The following is a 22,022-nucleotide window of genomic DNA, read 5'->3' as shown; positions in this document are numbered from 1 at the left end:
CAACTATGCGGATTATTGAATAGCATATACTTTGAATTAAAGGCAGTTAGTTAAAAAAGGGTTAATAGGAGCAATATTGTGGCGAAAGGTGCAAAAAGAGCGTTTGTCTGTAATGAGTGCGGTGCGGATTATCCGCGCTGGCAAGGGCAATGCAGTGCCTGTCATGCATGGAATACCATTACAGAAGTGCGCCTCGCCTCAAGTCAATCATCGCCACGTCATGATCGCTTAACGGGGTATGCCGGAAATGCTGCTGGCGTAAGCCGTGTGCAAAAGCTATCAGAAATTAGCCTTGAAGAGCTGCCGCGTTTTACCACAGGATTTAAAGAGTTTGACCGCGTACTTGGTGGTGGCGTCGTACCGGGGAGCGCGATTTTGATTGGCGGGAACCCAGGGGCTGGGAAAAGTACATTGCTACTACAGACCATGTGCTTACTTTCACGCGAAATGAAAACACTGTATGTCACAGGGGAAGAGTCGCTGCAACAGGTTGCTATGCGTGCACATCGCCTTGGTTTGCCGACGGATTCGCTAAATATGCTATCTGAAACCAGCATTGAGCAAATTTGTTTAACGGCAGAGCAAGAGCAACCTAAATTAATGGTGATCGACTCAATCCAAGTCATGCATATGGCTGATATCCAATCTTCCCCCGGCAGTGTGGCTCAGGTGCGTGAAACCGCCGCTTACTTGACGCGTTTCGCCAAGACGCGCGGTGTCGCTATCATTATGGTCGGTCATGTGACGAAAGATGGCTCTTTAGCTGGTCCTAAGGTGCTAGAGCACTGTATCGACTGTTCGATTATGTTGGATGGGGATGCCGATAACCGTTTTCGTACTTTGCGTAGCCATAAAAACCGTTTTGGTGCGGTTAATGAGCTAGGTGTGTTTGCGATGACGGAACAGGGTTTGAAAGAGGTAAATAATCCTTCGGCTATTTTCTTAAGTCGTGGTGATGAAATCACATCGGGTAGTTCCGTCATGGTGGTATGGGAAGGCACACGCCCACTGCTGGTGGAGATACAGGCATTGGTCGACCATTCAATGATGTCAAATCCTCGTCGAGTTGCGGTAGGGCTTGAGCAAAACCGTCTTGCGATTTTATTGGCTGTTTTGCATCGCCATGGTGGCTTACAAATGTCAGACCAAGACGTTTTTGTGAATGTGGTTGGCGGCGTTAAGGTCACTGAAACGAGTGCGGACTTGGCGTTATTGCTTTCTTTAGTCTCCAGTTTTCGGGATCGTCCTTTACCACGAGACCTTGTGGTATTTGGTGAAGTTGGCTTAGCCGGTGAAATTCGCCCTGTGCCGAGTGGGCAAGAGCGTATTTCAGAAGCGGCAAAACATGGCTTTAAACGGGCGATTGTTCCCCATGCGAACATGCCCAAAAAATCACCTCCCGATATGAAAGTGTACGGTGTGAAAAAGTTGTCAGATGCTTTAAGCGTAATGGATGAATTTGATTAATCGTCTCGTCATATTTCGCACTTTCGTGGCGTTCGATAACGCTACATTTCGAATTATTGAGAGCAAATAAGGGAACTAAATGGCTGAATTTGACTATCTTAAGAATGCAATTAAGCAAGCTGGCTATACATTACAGCAAGTTGCTGATGCCTCTGATATGACCAAAGGGTATCTCAGCCAGCTTATCAACAACAAAATTAAAAGCCCGAGCGCACAAAAGATCGCGGCACTTCATCGCTTTTTAGGGCTGGAATACCCAAATAAACAAAAAAGCATTGGGGTCGTTTTCGGGAAATTCTATCCCTTACATACAGGTCATATCTACTTGATCCAGCGTGCTTGTAGTCAAGTTGATGAGTTACATGTCATTCTTTGCCATGATGAGCCGCGTGATAAAGACCTATTCGTGAATAGCTCCATGTCACAACAGCCGACAGTCAGTGACCGTCTACGTTGGTTATTACAAACATTCAAATATCAAAAAAATATTCATATTCATTCATTCGATGAGCAAGGTATCGAACCTTATCCACACGGTTGGGAAGTGTGGAGTGAGGGAATGAAGGGCTTTTTGAAAAAGCACAATATTCACCCAAGTTTTATCTATTCGGGTGAAGCCAATGATGCACCGCGCTATAAAAAGTACTTAGGGATAGAAACTATCTTAATCGATCCTGAACGGACCTTCATGAATATCAGTGGTAATCAAATTCGTCAGGCCCCTTTCCGATATTGGGATTATATTCCGACAGAAGTGAAGCCCTTCTTTGTACGTAAAGTGGCAATACTCGGTGGTGAATCGAGTGGAAAATCGACACTCGTCAACAAACTGGCCAATATTTTTAATACCACCAGTGCGTGGGAGTTTGGGCGTGATTATGTGTTTTCTCATCTTGGTGGTGATGAAATGGCATTGCAATATTCTGACTACGATAAAATTGCATTAGGCCATGCTCAATATATTGATTTCGCGGTTAAATATGCCAATAAGGTCGCTTTTATTGATACTGATTTTATTACCACTCAGGCTTTTTGTAAGCGCTATGAGGGCAAAGAGCATCCTTTCGTACAGGCCTTGATTGATGAGTATCGTTTTGATCTGGTGATCTTATTAGAAAATAATACCCCATGGGTAGCCGATGGTTTACGTAGCTTGGGGAGTGAAAAAGACCGGCAAGAGTTTCAATCTTTGTTAATTGAAATGCTAAAGAAAAACAACGTGGAATTTGTTCATGTTGATTCTCCTGACTATGATACCCGTTTTCTCACCTGTATTTCGTTAGTACAGCAATTGCTGATGTTAGACGAATAATATAATGGGTTATTGAAAGTGAGAGATTGGAATAACACAAATACCTCATCATGAGGTATTTGTGTTTGTAGGAGGCTTGGCTTATTTGCTCATGCGCTTATATTTCATGCGATGAGGTTGTAGAGCTTCGGCACCCATAGTCCGTTTTTTGTAATCTTCATACTCAGAGAAGTTACCTTCAAAGAAGGTGATATTACCTTCATCTTGATAATCAATAATATGAGTTGCAATACGGTCAAGGAACCAGCGGTCATGCGAGATAACCATTGCACAGCCCGGGAACTCTAACAAGGCGTTTTCTAAGGCACGCAATGTTTCAACATCGAGGTCGTTCGTGGGTTCGTCGAGTAACAGTACGTTACCGCCAACTTGTAGCAGCTTAGCTAAATGCAGACGTCCACGCTCACCACCGGACAACTCGCCAACACGTTTACCTTGGTCAACGCCTTTAAAGTTAAAGCGACCCACATAAGCGCGGCTTGGGATCTCAAAGTTACCAATACGCATGATATCTTGTCCGTTCGAGATCTCTTCCCAAACCGTTTTGCTGTCGTCCATGGAGTCACGGAACTGATCTACAGAGGCAATCTTCACCGTATCACCTAAGGTGATGGTGCCTGAATCTGGCTGCTCTTGGCCTGAGATCATACGGAATAGGGTTGATTTACCCGCGCCGTTAGGGCCGATGATACCGACAATGGCTCCTTTTGGAATGGAGAAACTTAGGTTGTCGATAAGAACACGGTCACCGTAAGATTTGCTGAGGTTTTCAACTTCAATAACCTTATCACCCAAACGTGGACCTGGTGGAATAAATAATTCACTGGTCTCATTACGTTTTTGGTATTCAACGCTGTTAAGTTCTTCAAAGCGAGCCAGACGTGCTTTACCTTTCGCCTGACGGCCTTTTGGATTTTGGCGGATCCACTCTAACTCTTTCTCAATCGATTTACGTCTTGCCGCTTCCGTTGAAGCCTCTTGCGCTAAACGCTCATCTTTTTGTTCCAGCCAAGAAGAGTAGTTACCTTCCCATGGAATACCTTCACCACGGTCAAGTTCGAGGATCCAACCTGCAACGTTATCAAGGAAGTAACGGTCGTGGGTGATCGCCACAACAGTGCCTTCATAGTCATGTAAGAAACGTTCTAACCAAGCAACGGATTCCGCATCCAAGTGGTTAGTTGGCTCATCAAGGAGCAGCATGTCCGGTTTTTCTAACAGAAGACGGCAGATAGCAACACGGCGACGCTCACCACCGGATAGGTTTTCGATTTTAGCATCCCAAGGTGGCAAACGCAGTGCATCGGCAGCACGCTCTAGCTGGTTATCCAAGTTATGACCATCTTGCGCAGCAATAATGGCTTCTAACTCGCCTTGCTCTTTAGCTAACTTATCGAAATCCGCATCAGGATCGGCATAAGCGGCATAAACTTCATCTAAACGCGTTAATGCGTTTTTAACTTCAAAGACTGCCTCTTCAACCGCTTCACGAACAGTGTGTTCAGGGTTGAGCTTAGGCTCCTGTGGTAGATAGCCAATTTTGATACCGGGTTGAGGGCGTGCTTCCCCCTCAATTTCCGTATCGATACCCGCCATGATGCGTAATAAGGTTGATTTACCCGCACCGTTAAGACCTAAAACACCAATCTTCGCCCCAGGAAAGAAGCTCAGAGAGATATTTTTCAAAATATGACGCTTCGGTGGAACAATTTTTCCGACTCGGAGCATAGAATAAACATATTGAGCCAATTTTTTTACCTATTGTTTTATAAACGAAAGTTCAATATTTGATAGTGTTTTTAGCAGACATATGACCGTCTTATCACGCGATTATACCTTAGGCGACTTTTGCTGCTGTAAACGTTACTTTCTATCTTAAAATTTTTCTGAGCTTCACTCTAATTGTTCCTCACTCTAAGTCAATAGTTGCGTGTGTTTCCGATACTTTCTTGTGAATTAACCCCCACTTAAGACGGGATCAAAATTAAGTAAAAACGCGCATGTTTCATCATGGGGTAAATGACCTTTTACATTGTAAACAAAAAATAATCATTAACAGGAGGGAGCGGGGGTTGTTGGCTATTTTTTAATACGGGGGCTGTTTTGTTTTATAGATAAACATATCGATTAGTCTTGTTAGGGTGAATTTAGTTTAAGGCTTAATGGAAATTTCTTTTCGTTTAGCTTTGATGAAGGTATTTATTGGATCATGGTAGAGTGACATGCCATTTAATATTTCATTAATAAATCTGATATAAAAAAGATTATTTAGGGTTAATACTTTTACCTCTATTACTTTTTCTTCCGAGTTACCTAAATTTTGTGAAGATGATTTTGACGATAAGCTAAAGATGTCTATCAAAGCCCAAGAACCAACGTGTAAAGCAGACGCTTAACCATTTGCAAGATGCAGCAAACGGCGACTGTTCAATAAAATAGGTTTTCCTGTTTTTATGTTTTGAAGATTACTGAGAGCTTATTATTTGATATTAATATTTAAATAGCGATTAATATTAAAAATCACATAGCGATTAAAATAGATTATTAGTAAATTATTAGCATAATAAATCGACATCTAAATATGTTGTAGATGATATTAATTCTATAGCAGAGCGATGACCACTATAGAATTAATTTTTAATATCATTAAAGCCTGAAAATAAATAGATTTTATTGATTAGAAATAGGCGCTGATTCTAACTTAACGATATCAGGTTTTTTCTGTTTAAGCTCTCTTTGTACATCACTGGCCTGTATTTTTTTATCTGTTCTTTCAGAGGTTCCGGTGAATACCCCACCTTTCTTAATGGTTAGGTTTTTAGTTTGGCAGATCCCATCGAGCTGACCATTTTCTAGAATATCCAAGTTTTCAGAGACACATAAGCCTCTCATAATGCCGTTGATTGAAATGGTTTGAGCATAAATCTCGCCTTCAACAACCCCTTCTTTTTGGATTGTGACAATACCGTCATTGCTACGAACACTCCCTTTTATATGACCGAATATTTGGATGTCTTCATCTAAAACAAGGTCACCGGAAATGTTGCAACTACTTGAAATAGAAGTGCTCTTGCGTGCTGAAGGTGTTGAAAGCACTTTTTCTTCTTTAATTTCAACCGTTTCTTTTTCGGGCGTTAACTCATGCGTTTTTGCCGCTTCGATAACGTTATCTTTATCTTTACTTTTTTTCGCAAACATCCTTTTATTCCTTGTAGAGAGTATATAAAAAACAATGAAGAATATGATTAGGAAAGGCAGAGATACAAGAGAAGAGTGAATATCTGTTAATGTGTATATTAAAAGATATGCCCATCCGCACCCAAGAATAGAAAAAAATAAATTTTTGAAATCCATATCATATCTCATTTTAAAGGGAGTTTAGATTATTCCAAATGAGCTTCATCATATTGACAAAATTAAATAGTTTTTACATCCACTGATATTATTTAACAGTAAAGATCAAGATTTGTCTATTTTTACTGAAAATAATACATCAATATTGAGTAATTTAAGCATTCATACCTATTAATAAACATGGCTCACTGATTTTTATCTATTTAACAACCATTTTTATAGATAACTCATCATGTTACTCAACGATGTGCCATAAAGCCGACGATTATCAAATCCATCATTTTACGTGATTCAGCGTAGTCTATTCGGTGGATTAACCACTATTTTACTAGGTGTTTTGACGTATAGAAAGAGGCTGCTCTCTATCAAGGCGTTAATTTCAAGAACACTCCTGTTGCTTTCAACCTAAAGATTTTATATTGATAAAAATCGTTTAACAAAGTTGTATCCACCTGATACGCATTATATTTCAGGCCATATCAATACAAGTTGTGTTTAGTGACTCAAACCGATGAGTTGATGGGGGCTTTTGGGAAAACTTCACTGAACACCTACATGCAACTCGAATAATTTCGAGTATAGTTATAGAAGCGAAAAATTTAGAGCAGCGCGGGAATAGGGAAATAGTCAGTATGAAAAAATTCTTGATGGCAGTGCCGATTGCCATGATGTTGGTATCGACGACGGTATGGGCAGACTCTTTACAGGCTCAGCGAGAGCGTTATCAAGCCATCAAACAAGCTTGGGATGCCAAGCAAATGGATGAAGTTGAACGTTTATTGCCGACATTACAAACGTATCCATTGTACCCTTATTTAGAATATCGAGAGTTAACGCAAGACCTCGATATTATTTCGCCGAGTCAAGTACAAGCATTTATTGACGCTCACCCGACATTACCAGTCGCAAAAACGTTAAAAAATCGCTTTGTGAATGAACTTGCTCGTCGCCAAGAGTGGCAATCTTTGCTGGCATTCAGCCCTAAAGAGCCTATGCCTGCGGAGGCGAAATGTAACTATTTCTATGCTAATTGGGCTACAGGCAATAAAACGCTCGCTTGGCAAGGGGCGGAGAAATCTTGGCTTAATGGGCGTTCAATGCCTGCCGCTTGCGATAAATTGTTTAATGAGTGGGAAAAAGCCGGCCATTTAACACCGGAAATGATCCTTGAACGGATCCACCTTGCCATTGATGCAGGTAATACCTCAATGGCTACCTATTTAGCGAAGCGTCTGCCACCAAGTTATAGGACGATTGGTGATGCATTAGTGAAGCTGCAAAATGATCCTGCATCGGTTACCTCTTTTGCTAAGACGATGACACCGACCGATTTTTCACGTCAAGCCACGATAGCTGCATTTAGCCGTTATGCGCGCCAATCGCCAGATCAGGCACGAGCCGCGTTAAAGGGGATCAGTAACGCGCAAAAAATGAATTTTGCCGAAACTCAAAAATTAAAAGATAGTGTTGCTTGGCAATATATGGGGGCGGTCACACCTGAGCAAGAAAACTGGCGCGATGAGGTGATCAGTGAAACTGATTCAACAGCCCTAAAAGAGCGCCGTATTCGCTTAGCACTTGGTGCTGGGGATAAAGCAGGAGTGGCAAAATGGCTGAAACAGCTTCCCGCTGATGCACGGCATAAAGATGAGTGGCAATATTGGCAGGCCATCACCTTAATGAATGAAGGCAAAAAAGCAGAAGGTGAAGCCATTCTACGCAAACTCATCGAGGGCAGAGGCTTCTACCCAATGGTGGCAGCACAAAAATTAAACACAGAATACCCTCTGTATATTAAAACGGCTGAAAAACCGGATAGCCAACAGCTAGATAAGTTAGCAGAAATCCAGCGTGTACGTGAATTAATGTATTGGGAAATGGACAATCTTGCTCGTACCGAATGGGTAAGTTTAGTCGCTTCACTACCACCAAATCAGCAAGAGCAGCTTGCCCGTTATGCGTTTGATAACAATTGGGCGGATTTAAGTGTGCAAGCAACTATCCAAGCGAAGTTGTGGAATCATTTAGAAGAACGTTTCCCATTAGCGTGGGAAAAAGAGTTTGAACACTACACAAAAGGTAAAACGATTTCTAAAAGTTATGCCATGGCGATTGCTCGTCAAGAGAGTGCATGGAACCCACAAGCCAAATCCCCTGTTGGGGCGACGGGGCTAATGCAGCTCATGCCAGCGACGGCGAAGCATACGGTACAGAAGCAAGGAATTGATGGTTATGTCAATACAAGCCAATTGGTGAACCCAGTTAAGAATATTGAAATCGGTACGGCTTACTTAGATGATGTTTATCAGCAGTTCTCTAATAACCGTATCCTATCAAGTGCGGCTTATAACGCTGGGCCATCAAGGGTCACGCGTTGGTTAGGTAATAGTAGCGGTCGTCTTGATGCTGTTGCCTTTGTCGAGAGTATTCCTTTTTCAGAAACACGAGGCTATGTGAAAAATGTGCTCTCTTATGACGTATTCTACCGTTACTTTATGGGACAACATGGGCCTGTATTGACCGATAACGAGTGGTTAATGAAGTATTAGTAGGTTTTACAGGTGATTTGCCAAATAGTGTGTTATCATTTGTACTAGTTAAATAGTATGGTTGGATAACATGACTGCAAATCACCTGAATGACCCAGCACTCACTACCGATGAGAACGATGATTGGCAACGCTTTGTTAAATTGCTACAGCTTGCGTTTGAGCAAGACTTACAACATCCCATATTACAATTGTTGCTGACACCCGATGAACGAACGGCGCTTGCGACTCGAGTCAGAATTGTGCAAGAGTTGATGCGTGGTGAAATGAGCCAAAGGGAATTAAAAAATGAACTTGGGGTGGGTATCGCTACCATCACACGCGGCTCAAATAGTTTAAAATCGGCACCTCAGCCTGTAAAAGAGTGGTTAGAAGCGCAATTGCTAAAATAGCCACTGCACATTCGTTGAACACAGAGCACTCTATACACGTTACTCCATGACAGGGAGCCGAGTTGAGCATCAGTCCATACTGACTCAAGATGATGAGTTGTCAGTGTTAATTGTGTGATTTGTGTCATTAATATAGACAAATAGGGGCAAAGACTGCCCCTATTGTTATTTTTTCGTTATAATTAATCTTCTATCTGGTTTAGCTCTTTATAAATTTCATGCTTAATGGGAACCAGCGCCAGTATCAGTGCTTGTTGGTAGACACTGGTGCGTGTTAGTACCCCGTTAGTAAAAAAGCCGATGGCACCGCCTTGTTGTTTGATGTTATCGATGCCAGTTAAATCTGCCATTTCGTCACCAAGCTCACGCCCTTCACGGATACCCGCAAGGATTTTTTCTGGGATCATGATACTCGCTGAACGTGATTCACCACGGATCTGTTTATGTTCAATAACAATCCATGCAAAGGTCATATCTTCATCAATGCCAGCTTCAATCCCGACCCAAAAATCGGCCTCTGGGCGAACTTGCCTTGATGCCATTACACGTTGCCTTGCGCCTGTGCGGGTTTCATTATTACCGATAGGTTGCTGTGGAACGCTGCTATCAACGTTAATATCTTCTACTTGATAAGTGCCTGGCCCAAAAACAGCATCGAAAGCAAGATGAATCGCTTTAATTTTGGCAGGATTAGTCGTTGCAGCTATAACTTGGTACATTAATTATTTTCCTTTGAACACATATTTCGCAAAGTAATAACGGAACACATCTATGTTACAGGTTTATCTTGTTCGCCACGGTGAAACCGAATGGAACGTGGCACGTCGTATACAGGGCCAATCTGATAGCCCACTCACGGCCACTGGACGTCTGCAAGCAAGGCAAGTTGCCGAAAGGATGAAATCAGAAGGCATTACTCATATTATCACTAGTGATATGGGACGCACACGCGAAACTGCACAAATAATTGCGGATGTTTGCCGTTGTGAAATTATCATAGAACCTCGTCTTCGTGAATTAAATATGGGGGTTCTGGAACAGCGCGAAATAGAAAGCCTGACAGAGCAAGAAGAGCAGTGGCGTAAAAGCCTTATTGATGGCACAGAAGGTGGGCGTATTCCAAACGGTGAATCGATGGAAGAGCTGTATCAGCGTATGTATGCCGCTCTCAACAGTTGCCTCGATCTACCAAAAGGGAGTCGACCACTTTTAGTCAGCCACGGGATCGCATTGAGTACGCTAGTTAGCCGTATTTTAGGGGTTCCAGCTTATTCAGAACGCCGCTTGCGCTTACGTAATTGCTCAATTTCACGCGTGGATTACCAAAACAGCCCTTGGCTCGCAAATGGTTGGATCGTTGAAAGTACTGGTGAGGTTACCCACCTTACTCAGCCTGCGTTAGATGAACAGCAAGCGTAGTTGAGACCGTGTAAATTTGGAGTTCCAACAATGATAGATTCTAACTTATTCGAGTTGCAGCTAGGAGACTAACGGAGATAGTCGGGAACATAAATAATATGTGACTCGGCTAGCTAGGACAGTCCATGATGCCACAGCTTGGAAAGATAACGAGCCATTGAAACTCCAAATTATTAACGTTTTATCGGCACATAGTAATCAAAGGCCGCAACATGCGATTTCGGGTCATCATTTTTATGGTCTATATGACGTAACTCAACATTTTTGAGTTTATAGTGTTCGATATCATAGCCAGGTCGGCGCGTGATATTGAGCTTAGGCAGATAGACGCCATAAATCTGATATAAGAACTCTTGCATTGCTGCGCGCGTTGCTTCACCGCTAAAGCTAAACTTCACATATTCTCCAGCGGGAATAGTGAGATGGCTATATTCTGCATTGTTAAAACTTGCATCTTCAGGTTTTACTGCGGTGGTATAGAACACCGTCTGCTCATCTTCTTTATCGGCGTTATGAATCGCGTGGTGTAAGCCGAAGACCTCAGAGGCAATCGAGGTTGTATGTTCTAAATAGTAGTGCCAGAAAGTTTGGCGCATCTGTGAACAGGCGGTTGACCACTCTTCTAGCGCATAAGAACAGCTTTGCTCAAGCCCCACTAAAGGCTGCTCCTGCATCTCGACGAACTCATAATCTAAATGTTTATGTTCATCTAAAATAATAGGTGGACAAATACCCGTGGCACACCACTCATCGCTACGACGATAGTAAGCAGGGGTGATGTTAAATTGTTTCTTAAACGCGCGGGTAAAAGTTTGCTGTGAGTCAAAGCGATATTGTAACGCGATATCAAGAATCGGACGGCTGGTCAGTCGTAAAGCTACAGCAGCGCGAGATAGCCGTCGAGCACGAATATAGGCGCCAATTGCTTGGTCAGTCACCTCTTTGAACATCCGTTGTAAATGCCATTTGGAGTAGCCAGCTTTTGCCGCAACATTATCGAGTGATAGAGGTTTATCTAGGTTATCATCGATCCAGCGAAGAAGGTCACGAATAATATTTGTTTGATCCATGTATATCCCTAGTCAATAAGACTTAAAAAACAGATATAGGTTATCAAGGAACGCCTATTCTATATCAAGTTACCTTTTTCGTTTATAGTAAAAGAGTTGTATTTACCATTTAGTTGTAAAGAAAATGATTAACTTCTTTTATACTTGTCATATTTCAGGCTGCCTTATGGTTAATAATGGCTGAAATGTCACTCGAATTGTTTAAAAAGTATATAACAAAGAGGCTAAGTCTTCTGGTTGAAAAGGAAATTTGTATGCATTTTTGCAAGTTGAAAAAGATCGTATTGGCATCACTGTTGTCTGCATTACCCTTTGCGACGTTTGCGGAAGAAATTGGCTCGGTAGATACCGTTTTTAAAGTATTTGGCCCTGACCATAAAATTGTTGTTGAAGCTTTTGATGATCCCGATGTTGAAAATGTGACCTGCTACTTAAGCCGTTCGAAGACGGGGGGGATTAAAGGTGGGCTTGGTTTAGCAGAAGATACTTCTGATGCGGCGATATCTTGCCAACAAGTTGGTCCGATTGAACTGAATGAACGGATCAAACGTTCACCGAAAAAACCGCACGTTGTTTTCCAAAAACGGACTTCATTAGTATTCAAAAAGTTGCAGGTAGTACGTTTTTATGATCCCAAACGCAATGCGCTTGTTTATTTGACTTATTCAGACAAGATGATTGATGGCTCACCGAAGAATGCACTAAGCGCTGTACCTATTATGCCATGGTAAGTCTTTAAGTGGGTCTACAGGTGCTCTTCCCGCATAAAATAACCCCCAATAATGAAATTATTGGGGGTTATTTATTCATCGGTCTTTATCGAACGATGGCGGGATTATTCGTCGAGATCACCACAAAAGCGATAACCCTCACCGTGGATTGTTGCGATGATTTCTGGGGTATCAGGCGTTGATTCGAAATGTTTACGAATACGACGGATAGTGACGTCGACCGTTCTATCATGAGGCTTAAGCTCACGGCCTGTCATTTTCTTCAACAAATCGGCGCGAGTTTGAATTTTGCCTGGGTTCTCACAAAAATGTAGCATAGCGCGGAATTCGCTACGAGGTAATTTGTAGTGTTCGCCAGCAGGGCTGATCAGTGAGCGACTGTTGATGTCGAGCTCCCAACCATTAAATTTATAGCTTTCGACTAAACGGCGCTCTTCAGTGCCACCAGCTAAATTCATAGTACGAGATAGCAGGTTGCGTGCACGGATAGTCAGCTCGCGAGGGTTAAATGGCTTGGTGATATAATCATCCGCACCAATTTCTAGGCCAAGGATCTTATCCACCTCATTATCACGGCCTGTTAGGAACATCAGTGCAATACTTTCTTGCTCACGTAATTCACGCGCAAGGAGAAGGCCGTTTTTACCGGGTAGGTTAATATCCATGATAACGAGGTTGATGTCATGCTCGGACAGAACATTGTGCATCTCTTCGCCATCAGTGGCTTCGTGAACTACATAGCCTTCAGCCTCAAAGATACTTTTCAGCGTATTGCGTGTGACAATCTCATCTTCAACAATTAAAATGTGTGGGGTCTGCATATTTGCTACCTAAAGTTTTAAAATAAAATTGTGAACTCATAAGCCGCTTCCAAATTAGGTGGTTTTGATTTTATTTTACTGGAACGACGCGTCTATGGGTTATAAATATGTTTTCGAGTCAAGGTTATTTTGTCGCCTCTATCGTCATCAGATTCTAAATTGAATCAAAATTTAGGCACCTTCCCAACGTTGGGCTGTTAACAGCAATATAACAGCTAATACTGCATTTACCACCTAAAAAAATAACTTTTGTTGATACATATCAAAATCAATTGTAGCACGTTAACAAAATTTGTTAGGAAGAAAATCTTACCGATTCAATGGCTGTTTAACTATCAGATAAAGAGTAAAAGTTTTTTATTCTTTGTTTACTCAAACGATGCGTTTGGGTGAAAAATGGCCAACTATTCAAGCTAACGCTAAAAAAAAGTTTATGGATATTTTAATCTGACAATTGTTAATTTTTTGGTTTTTTAAATTAGCAAATTGTGAGGCCTATTCATTTGTGATTAAATTTTGTTGAGAAAATAGGATAATTTTTGATAGGTCACGCTTTGAATAACGGGCTTTTTTTGCAAATAAATTTGACATTTTTGGGCAATTGCTTTAACCGTATAGGGAGCAAGTAACGAATCAAGAGACAGACAGAAATCTATGCGTAACATCAGCCTGACTACGATTATTATTACCACCACCGTAACCACAGGAAACGGGGCGGGCTGACGCATCCAAAAAATAAAAAACGAAAAAGCCCGCATCCAATCAGATGTGGGCTTTTTTTTGGTGTTAAATCAGGAGAGAAATACCATGCGTGTGCTTAAATTTGGCGGTACTTCGGTTGCAAATGACGAACGAGTACTGAATGTTGCTGACATCGCTGAAAGTAAATTGGCCGATGGGCAAGTGGCGTTGGTGCTATCTGCACCAGCAAAAATCACTAACCATTTGGTCGCAATGATTGATAAAACGGTTGCAGGTCAGGATGTCATCACGCATGTGAATGATGCAGAAATGATTTTTGCGAACTTATTAAAAGGATTAAAAGAAAAACAACCCGGTTTTGATTACGATAGACTGAAAAAACTCACTGAACAAGAATTCGCACAGATCAAACAAGTACTGCATGGTATTACTCTTCTAGGCCAATGCCCTGATAGCATTAACGCCTCAATTATTTGCCGTGGTGAAAAACTCTCTATTGCCATTATGGAGTCTGTGCTAACAGCACGCGGGCACAAAGTCACGGTGATTAATCCTGTCGAAAATTTATTAGCCGTCGGTCATTATCTTGAGTCCACTGTTGATATTAATGAGTCAACTAAACGTATTAAGGAATTAAACATCCCTAAAGACCACTTTGTATTAATGGCAGGTTTTACTGCGGGGAATGATAAAGGCGAATTGGTCGTATTAGGGCGTAACGGCTCCGATTATTCCGCGGCAGTATTAGCGGCTTGTTTACGTGCTGAATGCTGCGAAATTTGGACCGATGTGGATGGGGTATATACTTGTGACCCACGTTTAGTGCCTGATGCACGCCTATTAAAAGGGATGTCCTATCAAGAGGCGATGGAGTTATCCTACTTTGGTGCAAAAGTACTGCACCCGCGCACCATAGCACCAATCGCACAATTCCAAATTCCTTGCCTTATCAAAAACACCACTAACCTCAGTGCTCCGGGTACATTGATCGGGGATGGACAAACAGATGACAGCACTCCTGTTAAAGGGATCACCAACCTGAATAACATGGCGATGATCAACGTTTCAGGCCCCGGCATGAAAGGAATGGTTGGTATGGCTGCACGTATCTTCTCTGTGATGTCACGTAAGGGGATCTCGGTTGTACTTATTACGCAGTCATCATCGGAATACAGCATTAGCTTCTGTGTGCCTCAAGGGGAATTAGTACGTGCACGTGCTGCCTTGGAAGAAGAATTCTATTTAGAATTAAAAGATGGCGTCTTAGACCCTCTTGATGTCATGGAGCAGTTAGCCATTATTTCGGTCGTTGGCGACGGCATGCGTACTCTAAAAGGGATTTCAGCGCGTTTCTTCTCGGCATTAACACGCGGTAATATCAATATTGTGGCGATTGCCCAAGGTTCGTCTGAACGTTCAATTTCGGCAGTCATTGCCAATGAAGCAGCAACCACGGCGGTTCGTTTATGCCATCAAATGCTATTCAATGCTGAGCAAGTCATTGAAGCCTTCATTATCGGTGTGGGTGGGGTAGGAAACGCACTGATTGAGCAAATCCATCGTCAACAGCAATGGCTGAAACAAAAGCATATCGATTTACGCGTTTGTGGGATCGCCAACTCACGAGCAATGTTGACGAATATGCAAGGCATCTCTCTTGATAATTGGAAAGAAGAGTTGGCGCAAGCGACCGAGCCATTTAGCCTGAGCCGCTTGATCAGATTGGAGCGTGAATATCACTTTCTCAATCCAGTGATCATCGATTGTACTTCTAACCAAGAAATTGCCCAGCAGTATGTCAGTTTCTTAAAAGACGGCTTTAACGTTGTGACACCTAACAAAAAAGCTAACACCTTATCAATGGAGTATTACCGCCAATTACGCTCCGCGTGTGAAGTATCAAAACGTAAGTTCCTTTATGACACTAACGTTGGTGCGGGGTTGCCTGTGATTGAAAACTTACAGAATCTCCTGAATGCGGGTGATGAGCTAGTTCACTTTAGCGGTATTCTTTCTGGATCACTCTCCTTTATTTTTGGCAAACTCGACGAAGGGATGTCTTTATCTGAAGCGACGGCTCTAGCTAAAGAGAAAGGGTTTACCGAGCCAGATCCTCGCGATGATTTGTCAGGCATGGATGTCGCACGTAAGCTGTTGATCCTCGCGCGTGAAGCCGGTTATGAATTAGAGCTAGAAGATATTGAAATCGAACCCGTATTACCTGCGGAGTTTGATAGCAGTGGCGATGTGACTGAATTTATGGCTCGCTTACCGCAACTTGATCAGCCGTTTGCTGAGCGTATAAAAGCAGCAGAAGCAGAAGAAAAAGTGTTACGCTATGTCGGATTGATAGAAGAAGGACGCTGCCAAGTGAAAATCGTTGCGGTTGATGGCAATGATCCGCTCTTCAAGGTCAAAAATGGCGAAAACGCATTGGCTTTCTATACGCGCTATTACCAGCCAATTCCTTTAGTACTCAGGGGCTATGGAGCAGGTAATGATGTTACCGCAGCCGGCGTATTTGCAGATATGTTGCGTACTCTATCATGGAAATTGGGAGTCTAATAAGTGATTAAAGTTTATGCGCCCGCTTCAATTGGTAATGTTAGTGTCGGGTTTGATGTATTAGGCGCGGCGGTATCGCCAGCAGATGGAACGCTGTTAGGGGATTGTGTCACTGTTGAAGCGGCTGAGAGCTTTTCTTTGACGAATAAAGGCCGCTTTGTCGCAAAATTACCGAAAAAAAATGAACATAATATTGTTTACCAATGTTGGGAACTGTTTTGCGAACGCTTTGGTAAACCGCTTAATGTTGCGATGACTCTCGAAAAAAACATGCCTATTGGTTCAGGGCTTGGCTCCAGTGCATGTTCTGTTGTTGCGGCACTGATGGCACTGAATGAGTTTGCCGGTCAGCCTTTTGATGAGACCACGTTATTAAGTATGATGGGGGAGCTAGAAGGGCGTATTTCAGGCAGTGTACATTACGATAATGTGGCTCCTTGTTACCTAGGTGGCTTACAACTGATTATTGAGCAAAACGGAATTATTTCTCAACCTGTTCCCGCTTTCGAGAATTGGTATTGGGTGATGGCGTATCCGGGGATCAAGGTTTCTACCGCGGAAGCGCGAGCTATTTTGCCAAATAGTTATCCTCGCCATGATATTGTTAATCATGGGCGTTATTTATCGGGCTTTATCCATGCTTGCCATACAGGCCAACCAAAGCTTGCCGCGGCTATGATCCAAGATGTCGTAGCTGAACCTTATCGAACACAGCTACTTCCTGGGTTTGCCGAGGCGCGTAAGAATGCTTATGAAATTGGTGCACTTGCATGTGGTATTTCTGGTTCTGGGCCGACACTATTTGCCATTTGTGATGATAAACAAATCGCTGAAAAAATGGCCGATTATCTACAACAACATTATGTTCAAAATGATGAAGGCTTTGTGCATATCTGCCGTTTGGATCTCACAGGGGCAAGGACAATAGGGTAAACAATGAAACTGTATAACTTGAAAGATAATAGCGAGCAAGTGAGCTTCGCACAGGCAGTAAAACAGGGATTGGGCAAACAACAAGGTCTATTCTTCCCACAAGATTTGCCAGAGTTTAGCGCTGCTGAAATTGATGAGCTACTAAAACTGGATTTTGTCACTCGTAGTAGCCGTATTTTAACGGCATTTATTGGTGATGAGATCCCTGAAGCTGAGCTGGCGGCTCGCGTCAAAGAAGCTTTTGCATTCCCTGCTCCTGTTACTCAAGTTGAGCAAGATGTAGCGACACTAGAGCTATACCATGGTCCAACACTCGCCTTTAAAGACTTTGGTGGCCGTTTTATGGCTCAAGCACTTGCCCAAGTTGCTGGTGACCAGCCTGTGACTATTTTAACTGCAACCTCTGGGGATACAGGGGCGGCGGTTGCACATGCATTTTACCGTTTAAATAATGTGCAAGTGGTTATTCTCTATCCAGAAGGTAAGATCAGCCCACTACAAGAAAAGCTCTTTTGTACCCTAGGTGAAAACATTCACACGGTTGCAATCAAAGATGACTTTGATGCCTGCCAAGCCTTGGTCAAACAATCTTTTGATGATGAGGCGCTGAAAAAAGCATTGCATTTAAACTCAGCGAACTCAATCAACATTAGCCGTTTGTTAGCACAAATTTGTTACTACTTTGAAGCGGTTGCTCAAATCCCTGCTGAGAAGCGTGAGCAACTCGTTATTTCTGTTCCAAGTGGTAATTTTGGTGATTTAACTGCGGGCTTACTTGCTAAATCACTGGGCTTACCGATTAAACGCTTTATTGCTGCAACTAACGTCAATGATACGGTTCCTCGTTACCTTGAAGGTGGGGAGTGGAAACCACATCAAACCGTTGCGACTTTATCGAATGCGATGGATGTGAGCCAACCTAATAACTGGCCGCGTATTGAGGAGCTATTCCGTCGTAAAGGGTGGTCTCTGAAAGAGCTTGGTTATGGAGCGGTGACCGATGAGGTGACTAAAGAAACGGTGCGTGAGTTAGATAAAAAAGGGTATGTATCTGAGCCGCACGCAGCTGTCGCTTACCGTGTTTTACGCGATCAATTACAAGATGGTGAGTATGGTTTGTTCTTAGGAACGGCGCATCCTGCTAAGTTTAAAGAGAGTGTAGAGGCGATTTTGAATAAACAACTTCCTCTACCAGAAGCTTTAGCTGAGCGTGCTGAGCTACCTCTGCTATCACACTTTTTGCCGTCGGATTTTGCGAAGCTAAGGGCTTTCTTAATGGAACGTGCACCTAAATAGCGATTTCTGGATCCATGAAACGGAAGCGATATGCTTCCGTTTCTATTTATCGTAATGATAATAGTTCATTGATTCAAATATTGATGACACGATGAGATCACGAAAGTCGGTATAGTAGAGGACTAGTGCGTAGAGCGATTTGAACTTGCACCATCTAGGCCGTTTCTGCCACCATTTGGTCCACCGAGACCTCCTTTACCCCCTTTTCCTCCTTCTGGGCCTGCATCTCCACCGTTGCCGCCATTGCCACTTCCTGAACCATGACCGCCGTTACCACCGTTGCCACCATGACCCCCATTCCCCCCGTTTCCACCGTGACCATTTCCTGTACCATTACCGCCATTCCCCCCGTTACCGTAGCCGTCACCATTACCGCCTCGGCCCCCGTTCCCGCCATTGATTCCGCCACTACCGCCATTACCACCATTACCGTTACTGCCGGGCTGTGCATGGCCCCCATCTCCTCCATTACCATTATTGAGTCCATTGCCCCCATTACCGCCGTTGGCACCATTACCTCCATTTCCACCATGATTCACATAAAAGATATTGTGCTCACTCGAAATCGCATGTGGTGGCGTTGTGCTGTGTAGTGGATTGTTGTAACTGAGTGAATGGCTTGATATTGCGGGAGTTAAGAAAAATAGCGTGCTGATAGTGAGAAGCCATTTTCGTTGCATAGTTTCCTCCGACCCCCCTCCATTTAGAAGGGGGGAATAATCATATAAGATTACGAGTTAATTACCGACCATTACCACCGTTGCCGCCATTGCCACCGTTACCACCATTGCCGCCGTTACCCCCGTTTCCGCCATGACCACCGTTACCACCATTGCCAAAGTATTGGCTCGATACTGAGGTCGGATCCATTAGCATATCAAGGAGTTGATATTGAGTAAGAGAAGCGAAAGATAATGCAGGGGTAAACAGAGAAGCGATAAGGATATGTTTTATTTTCATATAATATTCTCTTGGTTAAATGAATTAAACAAACTGCTATTTCAGCTTATTTGTTCATTTTTATTTATCAATAGAAGTGAGCTTTTAGAATGTGCTGTATTTAAAATATCCTGATTTATAAGAGGTTATTTATTTAAACGGTGAATTAATTTAATATATTCCTTTAAATAATATTAAATTAATTTATTGACCTGCGATCAGCAAAAAAGAAGCCACGAGACAGTTAATCACTGTTTTTGTGTTGAGGGGGGAAGTTGGTATGGCGCTGCCACTTCATACTCGGAATACAAAGGAGCAGCGGATAAGCGCTAAATGGCGTCTTCTAAGATAAGTTCAATGGTTTTTAGCTCTTCAGGTGTAAATTCGCGGTTTGCCATCATACCGAGAGCGTCATCAATTTGGCTAACTCGACTTGCACCAATGAGCACAGAGGTGATCCTATCGTGGCGTAATACCCAGGCTAGGGACATTTGGCTCAATTTTTGGCCTCTTTGCAAAGCAAGTTCATTCAGTTTTTTCACCCGAGCGAGTACCGCGGAGGTTAGCCTTTCTGGGGGAAGAGAAGGGTTGCTTGCCGCCCTTGAATCGGCAGGAATACCGTTTAAGTAACGGTCGGTAAGTATGCCACCTGCAAGCGGCGAATAAGCTATGGAGCCGACGCCTTCATCTTCAAGCACATCAAGTAATTCATCTTCTGGATCACGGACTAACATGGAATATCTAGGTTGATGGATTAGGCAAGGCGTACCTAATTGGTTAAGGATCTCAATCGCTTCTTTTGCAAGCTCGGCAGGATAGTTAGAGATCCCAACATACAGAGATTTACCTTGGCGTACGATCAGATCAAGGGCGCCCATTGTTTCTTCAAGAGGAGTATCAGGATCTGGGCGATGGTGATAAAAAATATCAACATAATCTAGACCCATGCGTTTTAGGCTTTGATTAAGGCTGGCAATTAAATATTTTTTACTGCCCCAATCACCATAAGGGCCATCCCACATGGTAAAGCCAGCTTTTGATGAAATGATCATTTCATCTCGGTAAGGTAAAAAATCTTGTTGGAGTATTCGTCCAAATAGGTTTTCTGCTGCGCCCGGCGGAGGACCATAATTATTGGCGAGATCAAAGTGGGTGATCCCATGGTCAAAAGCATACCTTAACATGGCTCGGCAGTTATCCGGGGATTTGTTGTAACCAAAATTGTGCCAAAGACCTAAAGAGATTAGTGGGAGCCTTAACCCGCTGCGACCACATAGGCGATATTCCATATCCGTGTAACGATCAGTATTTGCAATATAAGGCATACTTCACCTCCAAATAGTTGGCAGAGACCTAAACGATACTGACACAAATGTCATTTTCGCTATGGTGAATCAATGCTAATTTTTAACCAAAATACAAATTTTTAGTAAATATGTGATGGAGGATAAAAAAGAGACAATATTGCCGAGTCGTGAGTTAGGTGATCACACTAGCGACCACCTTATTTTAAGGGATTAATGTTGTTCAGGACGGGTAAAGACCAGCTCATTTCCTTTGGATTGGCTCTCATCGAATTGGTAACCTTCAAGGTTAAAATCAGCCAATTGATCTGTTTTGGTTAGCTTATTTTGAATAATAAAGCGGCTCATCAAACCACGTGCTTTTTTAGCATAGAAACTGATCACTTTATATTTGCCATTTTTTTCGTCAAGGAAGACCGGTTTTATGATGACACCATCTAATTTTTGGCTATTAACGGCTTTAAAATATTCATCTGAGGCAAGGTTGACTAATACATGATCGCCTTGATCCGCAAGCGCTTTGTTGAGCTTGTCGGTGATGATATTGCCCCAAAATTCATACAAATCTTTGCCTCGAGGGTTTTTTAGGCGCGTTCCCATTTCAAGGCGGTAAGGCTGCATTAAATCGAGAGGGCGTAATAAGCCATATAGCCCTGATAAGATACGCAAATGCTGCTGGGCAAACTCAAAGTCCTGTGCAGAAAATGTTTCAGCTTGCATACCTGTATACACATCCCCTTTAAATGCAAGAATAGCTTGGCGTGCATTTTCAGGCGTGAAATCCGCATGCCACTCACCAAAACGTGCAGCATTGAGGCCAGCCAGTTTATCGCTAATTTTCATTAAGCTTGAGATGTCTGCTGGAGATAGTTTGCGGCAAACCTCAATCAGTTGCTGTGACTCATTCAGTAATTCAGGCTGTGTGAAAGAGTGTGTTGCGAGCGGGCTTTCATAATCTAATGTTTTGGCAGGTGAGATTGTGATGAGCATAGCAAGATCCCTATAATAAAATGATGACGACCACTTTAACAAAAATTGCCATTAAATAGCTAATCGGTGAGATAAGTAAAAACAATTTTTCTATTTTGTCGTACTGTGATTATGCTTATTCGAAGCTAAAAGGATTCAGTTTTAATTTAAATTGCGAAAACGATTGCATATCAATTAGT

General features: G+C 42.7%; 19 protein-coding genes and 1 other annotated feature. Of the genes, 10 read left to right on the top strand and 9 right to left on the bottom strand.

Annotation, left to right across the window (positions count from 1 at the left end; all coding sequences use genetic code 11):
* Positions 1–78 precede the first annotated feature (78 nt).
* Both radA and nadR read left to right on the top strand, forming a co-directional pair.
* Positions 79–1,467, top strand: a complete 1,389-nt coding sequence (radA, locus tag PR709_RS08255) for a DNA repair protein RadA (protein ID WP_004926679.1) — start codon at positions 79–81, stop codon at positions 1,465–1,467.
* 79 nt (positions 1,468–1,546) lie between these two features.
* Complete coding sequence (gene nadR / locus PR709_RS08250; RefSeq protein WP_004926682.1) at positions 1,547–2,779, top strand: multifunctional transcriptional regulator/nicotinamide-nucleotide adenylyltransferase/ribosylnicotinamide kinase NadR; 1,233 nt, start codon at positions 1,547–1,549, stop codon at positions 2,777–2,779.
* Positions 2,780–2,860: 81 nt separating this feature from the next.
* Here nadR and ettA read toward each other — a convergent pair whose 3' ends face one another.
* Both ettA and PR709_RS08240 read right to left on the bottom strand, forming a co-directional pair.
* Positions 2,861–4,528, bottom strand: coding sequence for an energy-dependent translational throttle protein EttA (gene ettA / locus PR709_RS08245; RefSeq protein ID WP_014656823.1), 1,668 nt, complete (start codon positions 4,526–4,528; stop codon positions 2,861–2,863).
* Positions 4,529–5,449: 921 nt separating this feature from the next.
* Positions 5,450–5,977, bottom strand: a complete 528-nt coding sequence (locus PR709_RS08240; protein ID WP_014656822.1) for a bactofilin family protein — start codon at positions 5,975–5,977, stop codon at positions 5,450–5,452.
* Between the two features lie 788 nt (positions 5,978–6,765).
* Here PR709_RS08240 and sltY point away from each other — a divergent pair.
* Entirely contained in the window at positions 6,766–8,682 is a 1,917-nt protein-coding gene (sltY, locus tag PR709_RS08235; RefSeq protein ID WP_272570855.1) for a murein transglycosylase, read from the top strand.
* A 70-nt stretch (positions 8,683–8,752) separates the two neighbouring features.
* Positions 8,753–9,073, top strand: coding sequence for a trp operon repressor (trpR, locus tag PR709_RS08230; RefSeq protein ID WP_004926695.1), 321 nt, complete (start codon positions 8,753–8,755; stop codon positions 9,071–9,073).
* A gap of 182 nt (positions 9,074–9,255) precedes the next feature.
* On the opposite strand, the gene yjjX is transcribed toward trpR, so the two are convergent.
* Positions 9,256–9,792 (bottom strand): inosine/xanthosine triphosphatase, encoded by a 537-nt coding sequence (gene yjjX / locus PR709_RS08225; protein WP_004926699.1) that lies wholly within the window; start codon positions 9,790–9,792, stop codon positions 9,256–9,258.
* Between the two features lie 52 nt (positions 9,793–9,844).
* Between yjjX and gpmB the strand changes: the two genes are divergently transcribed.
* Complete coding sequence (gene gpmB, locus PR709_RS08220; RefSeq protein ID WP_004926704.1) at positions 9,845–10,492, top strand: 2,3-diphosphoglycerate-dependent phosphoglycerate mutase GpmB; 648 nt, start codon at positions 9,845–9,847, stop codon at positions 10,490–10,492.
* A gap of 173 nt (positions 10,493–10,665) precedes the next feature.
* Here the strand turns inward: gpmB and robA are convergent, their stop codons facing one another.
* Entirely contained in the window at positions 10,666–11,562 is an 897-nt protein-coding gene (gene robA / locus PR709_RS08215; RefSeq protein ID WP_004926707.1) for an MDR efflux pump AcrAB transcriptional activator RobA, read from the bottom strand.
* Positions 11,563–11,816: 254 nt separating this feature from the next.
* Here robA and creA point away from each other — a divergent pair, with 254 nt between their 5' ends.
* Complete coding sequence (gene creA, locus PR709_RS08210; protein WP_014656819.1) at positions 11,817–12,293, top strand: protein CreA; 477 nt, start codon at positions 11,817–11,819, stop codon at positions 12,291–12,293.
* 104 nt (positions 12,294–12,397) lie between these two features.
* Here the strand turns inward: creA and arcA are convergent, their stop codons facing one another.
* The gene (arcA, locus tag PR709_RS08205) at positions 12,398–13,114 is read right to left on the bottom strand and encodes a two-component system response regulator ArcA (protein WP_004926714.1); all 717 of its coding nucleotides are present in this window, start codon (positions 13,112–13,114) and stop codon (positions 12,398–12,400) included.
* Positions 13,115–13,768: 654 nt separating this feature from the next.
* Here arcA and thrL point away from each other — a divergent pair.
* From thrL to thrC, 4 genes are all read left to right on the top strand, one after another.
* Positions 13,769–13,837, top strand: a complete 69-nt coding sequence (thrL, locus tag PR709_RS19565; RefSeq protein ID WP_071599685.1) for a thr operon leader peptide — start codon at positions 13,769–13,771, stop codon at positions 13,835–13,837.
* Positions 13,776–13,897: a sequence feature (Thr leader region), on the top strand. Its footprint overlaps the gene before it by 62 nt.
* Positions 13,898–13,921: 24 nt before the next feature.
* Complete coding sequence (thrA, locus tag PR709_RS08200) at positions 13,922–16,381, top strand: bifunctional aspartate kinase/homoserine dehydrogenase I (RefSeq protein ID WP_014656818.1); 2,460 nt, start codon at positions 13,922–13,924, stop codon at positions 16,379–16,381.
* A 3-nt stretch (positions 16,382–16,384) separates the two neighbouring features.
* Positions 16,385–17,314, top strand: a complete 930-nt coding sequence (gene thrB / locus PR709_RS08195) for a homoserine kinase (protein WP_150375997.1) — start codon at positions 16,385–16,387, stop codon at positions 17,312–17,314.
* 3 nt (positions 17,315–17,317) lie between these two features.
* Entirely contained in the window at positions 17,318–18,610 is a 1,293-nt protein-coding gene (thrC, locus tag PR709_RS08190; RefSeq protein WP_004926722.1) for a threonine synthase, read from the top strand.
* Positions 18,611–18,732: 122 nt separating this feature from the next.
* Here the strand turns inward: thrC and PR709_RS08185 are convergent, their stop codons facing one another.
* The 4 genes from PR709_RS08185 to yaaA form a co-directional block, all read right to left on the bottom strand.
* Complete coding sequence (locus tag PR709_RS08185) at positions 18,733–19,290, bottom strand: hypothetical protein (RefSeq protein ID WP_004926724.1); 558 nt, start codon at positions 19,288–19,290, stop codon at positions 18,733–18,735.
* Positions 19,291–19,351: 61 nt separating this feature from the next.
* Positions 19,352–19,570: a hypothetical protein gene (locus PR709_RS08180; RefSeq protein WP_150375995.1), complete on the bottom strand. Its 219-nt coding sequence runs from the start codon at positions 19,568–19,570 to the stop codon at positions 19,352–19,354.
* Between the two features lie 308 nt (positions 19,571–19,878).
* The gene (locus PR709_RS08175; RefSeq protein WP_272570854.1) at positions 19,879–20,874 is read right to left on the bottom strand and encodes an aldo/keto reductase; all 996 of its coding nucleotides are present in this window, start codon (positions 20,872–20,874) and stop codon (positions 19,879–19,881) included.
* A 192-nt stretch (positions 20,875–21,066) separates the two neighbouring features.
* Positions 21,067–21,843 carry a peroxide stress protein YaaA gene (gene yaaA, locus PR709_RS08170; RefSeq protein WP_004926740.1) on the bottom strand — a complete coding sequence of 259 codons (777 nt, stop codon included), beginning with the start codon at positions 21,841–21,843 and terminating at the stop codon, positions 21,067–21,069.
* Between the last annotated feature and the right edge of the window lie 179 nt (positions 21,844–22,022).

The sequence above is a fragment of the Providencia sp. PROV267 genome, assembly GCF_028477825.1.
Classification (GTDB): Bacteria; Pseudomonadota; Gammaproteobacteria; order Enterobacterales; family Enterobacteriaceae; genus Providencia; species Providencia stuartii.
The sequence above is the reverse complement of the archived record's forward strand: the minus strand, read 5'-3'. Positions and strand labels throughout refer to the sequence as shown.

Coding starts and splice junctions, on each gene's coding strand:
- nadR (WP_004926682.1), top strand. CDS start 1,547: ATGGCTGAATTTGACTATCTTAAGAATGCAATTAAGCAAGCTGGCTAT.
- PR709_RS08240 (WP_014656822.1), bottom strand. CDS start 5,977: ATGTTTGCGAAAAAAAGTAAAGATAAAGATAACGTTATCGAAGCGGCA.
- sltY (WP_272570855.1), top strand. CDS start 6,766: ATGAAAAAATTCTTGATGGCAGTGCCGATTGCCATGATGTTGGTATCG.
- trpR (WP_004926695.1), top strand. CDS start 8,753: ATGACTGCAAATCACCTGAATGACCCAGCACTCACTACCGATGAGAAC.
- yjjX (WP_004926699.1), bottom strand. CDS start 9,792: ATGTACCAAGTTATAGCTGCAACGACTAATCCTGCCAAAATTAAAGCG.
- gpmB (WP_004926704.1), top strand. CDS start 9,845: ATGTTACAGGTTTATCTTGTTCGCCACGGTGAAACCGAATGGAACGTG.
- robA (WP_004926707.1), bottom strand. CDS start 11,562: ATGGATCAAACAAATATTATTCGTGACCTTCTTCGCTGGATCGATGAT.
- creA (WP_014656819.1), top strand. CDS start 11,817: ATGCATTTTTGCAAGTTGAAAAAGATCGTATTGGCATCACTGTTGTCT.
- arcA (WP_004926714.1), bottom strand. CDS start 13,114: ATGCAGACCCCACACATTTTAATTGTTGAAGATGAGATTGTCACACGC.
- thrA (WP_014656818.1), top strand. CDS start 13,922: ATGCGTGTGCTTAAATTTGGCGGTACTTCGGTTGCAAATGACGAACGA.
- thrC (WP_004926722.1), top strand. CDS start 17,318: ATGAAACTGTATAACTTGAAAGATAATAGCGAGCAAGTGAGCTTCGCA.
- PR709_RS08185 (WP_004926724.1), bottom strand. CDS start 19,290: ATGCAACGAAAATGGCTTCTCACTATCAGCACGCTATTTTTCTTAACT.
- PR709_RS08180 (WP_150375995.1), bottom strand. CDS start 19,570: ATGAAAATAAAACATATCCTTATCGCTTCTCTGTTTACCCCTGCATTA.
- PR709_RS08175 (WP_272570854.1), bottom strand. CDS start 20,874: ATGCCTTATATTGCAAATACTGATCGTTACACGGATATGGAATATCGC.
- yaaA (WP_004926740.1), bottom strand. CDS start 21,843: ATGCTCATCACAATCTCACCTGCCAAAACATTAGATTATGAAAGCCCG.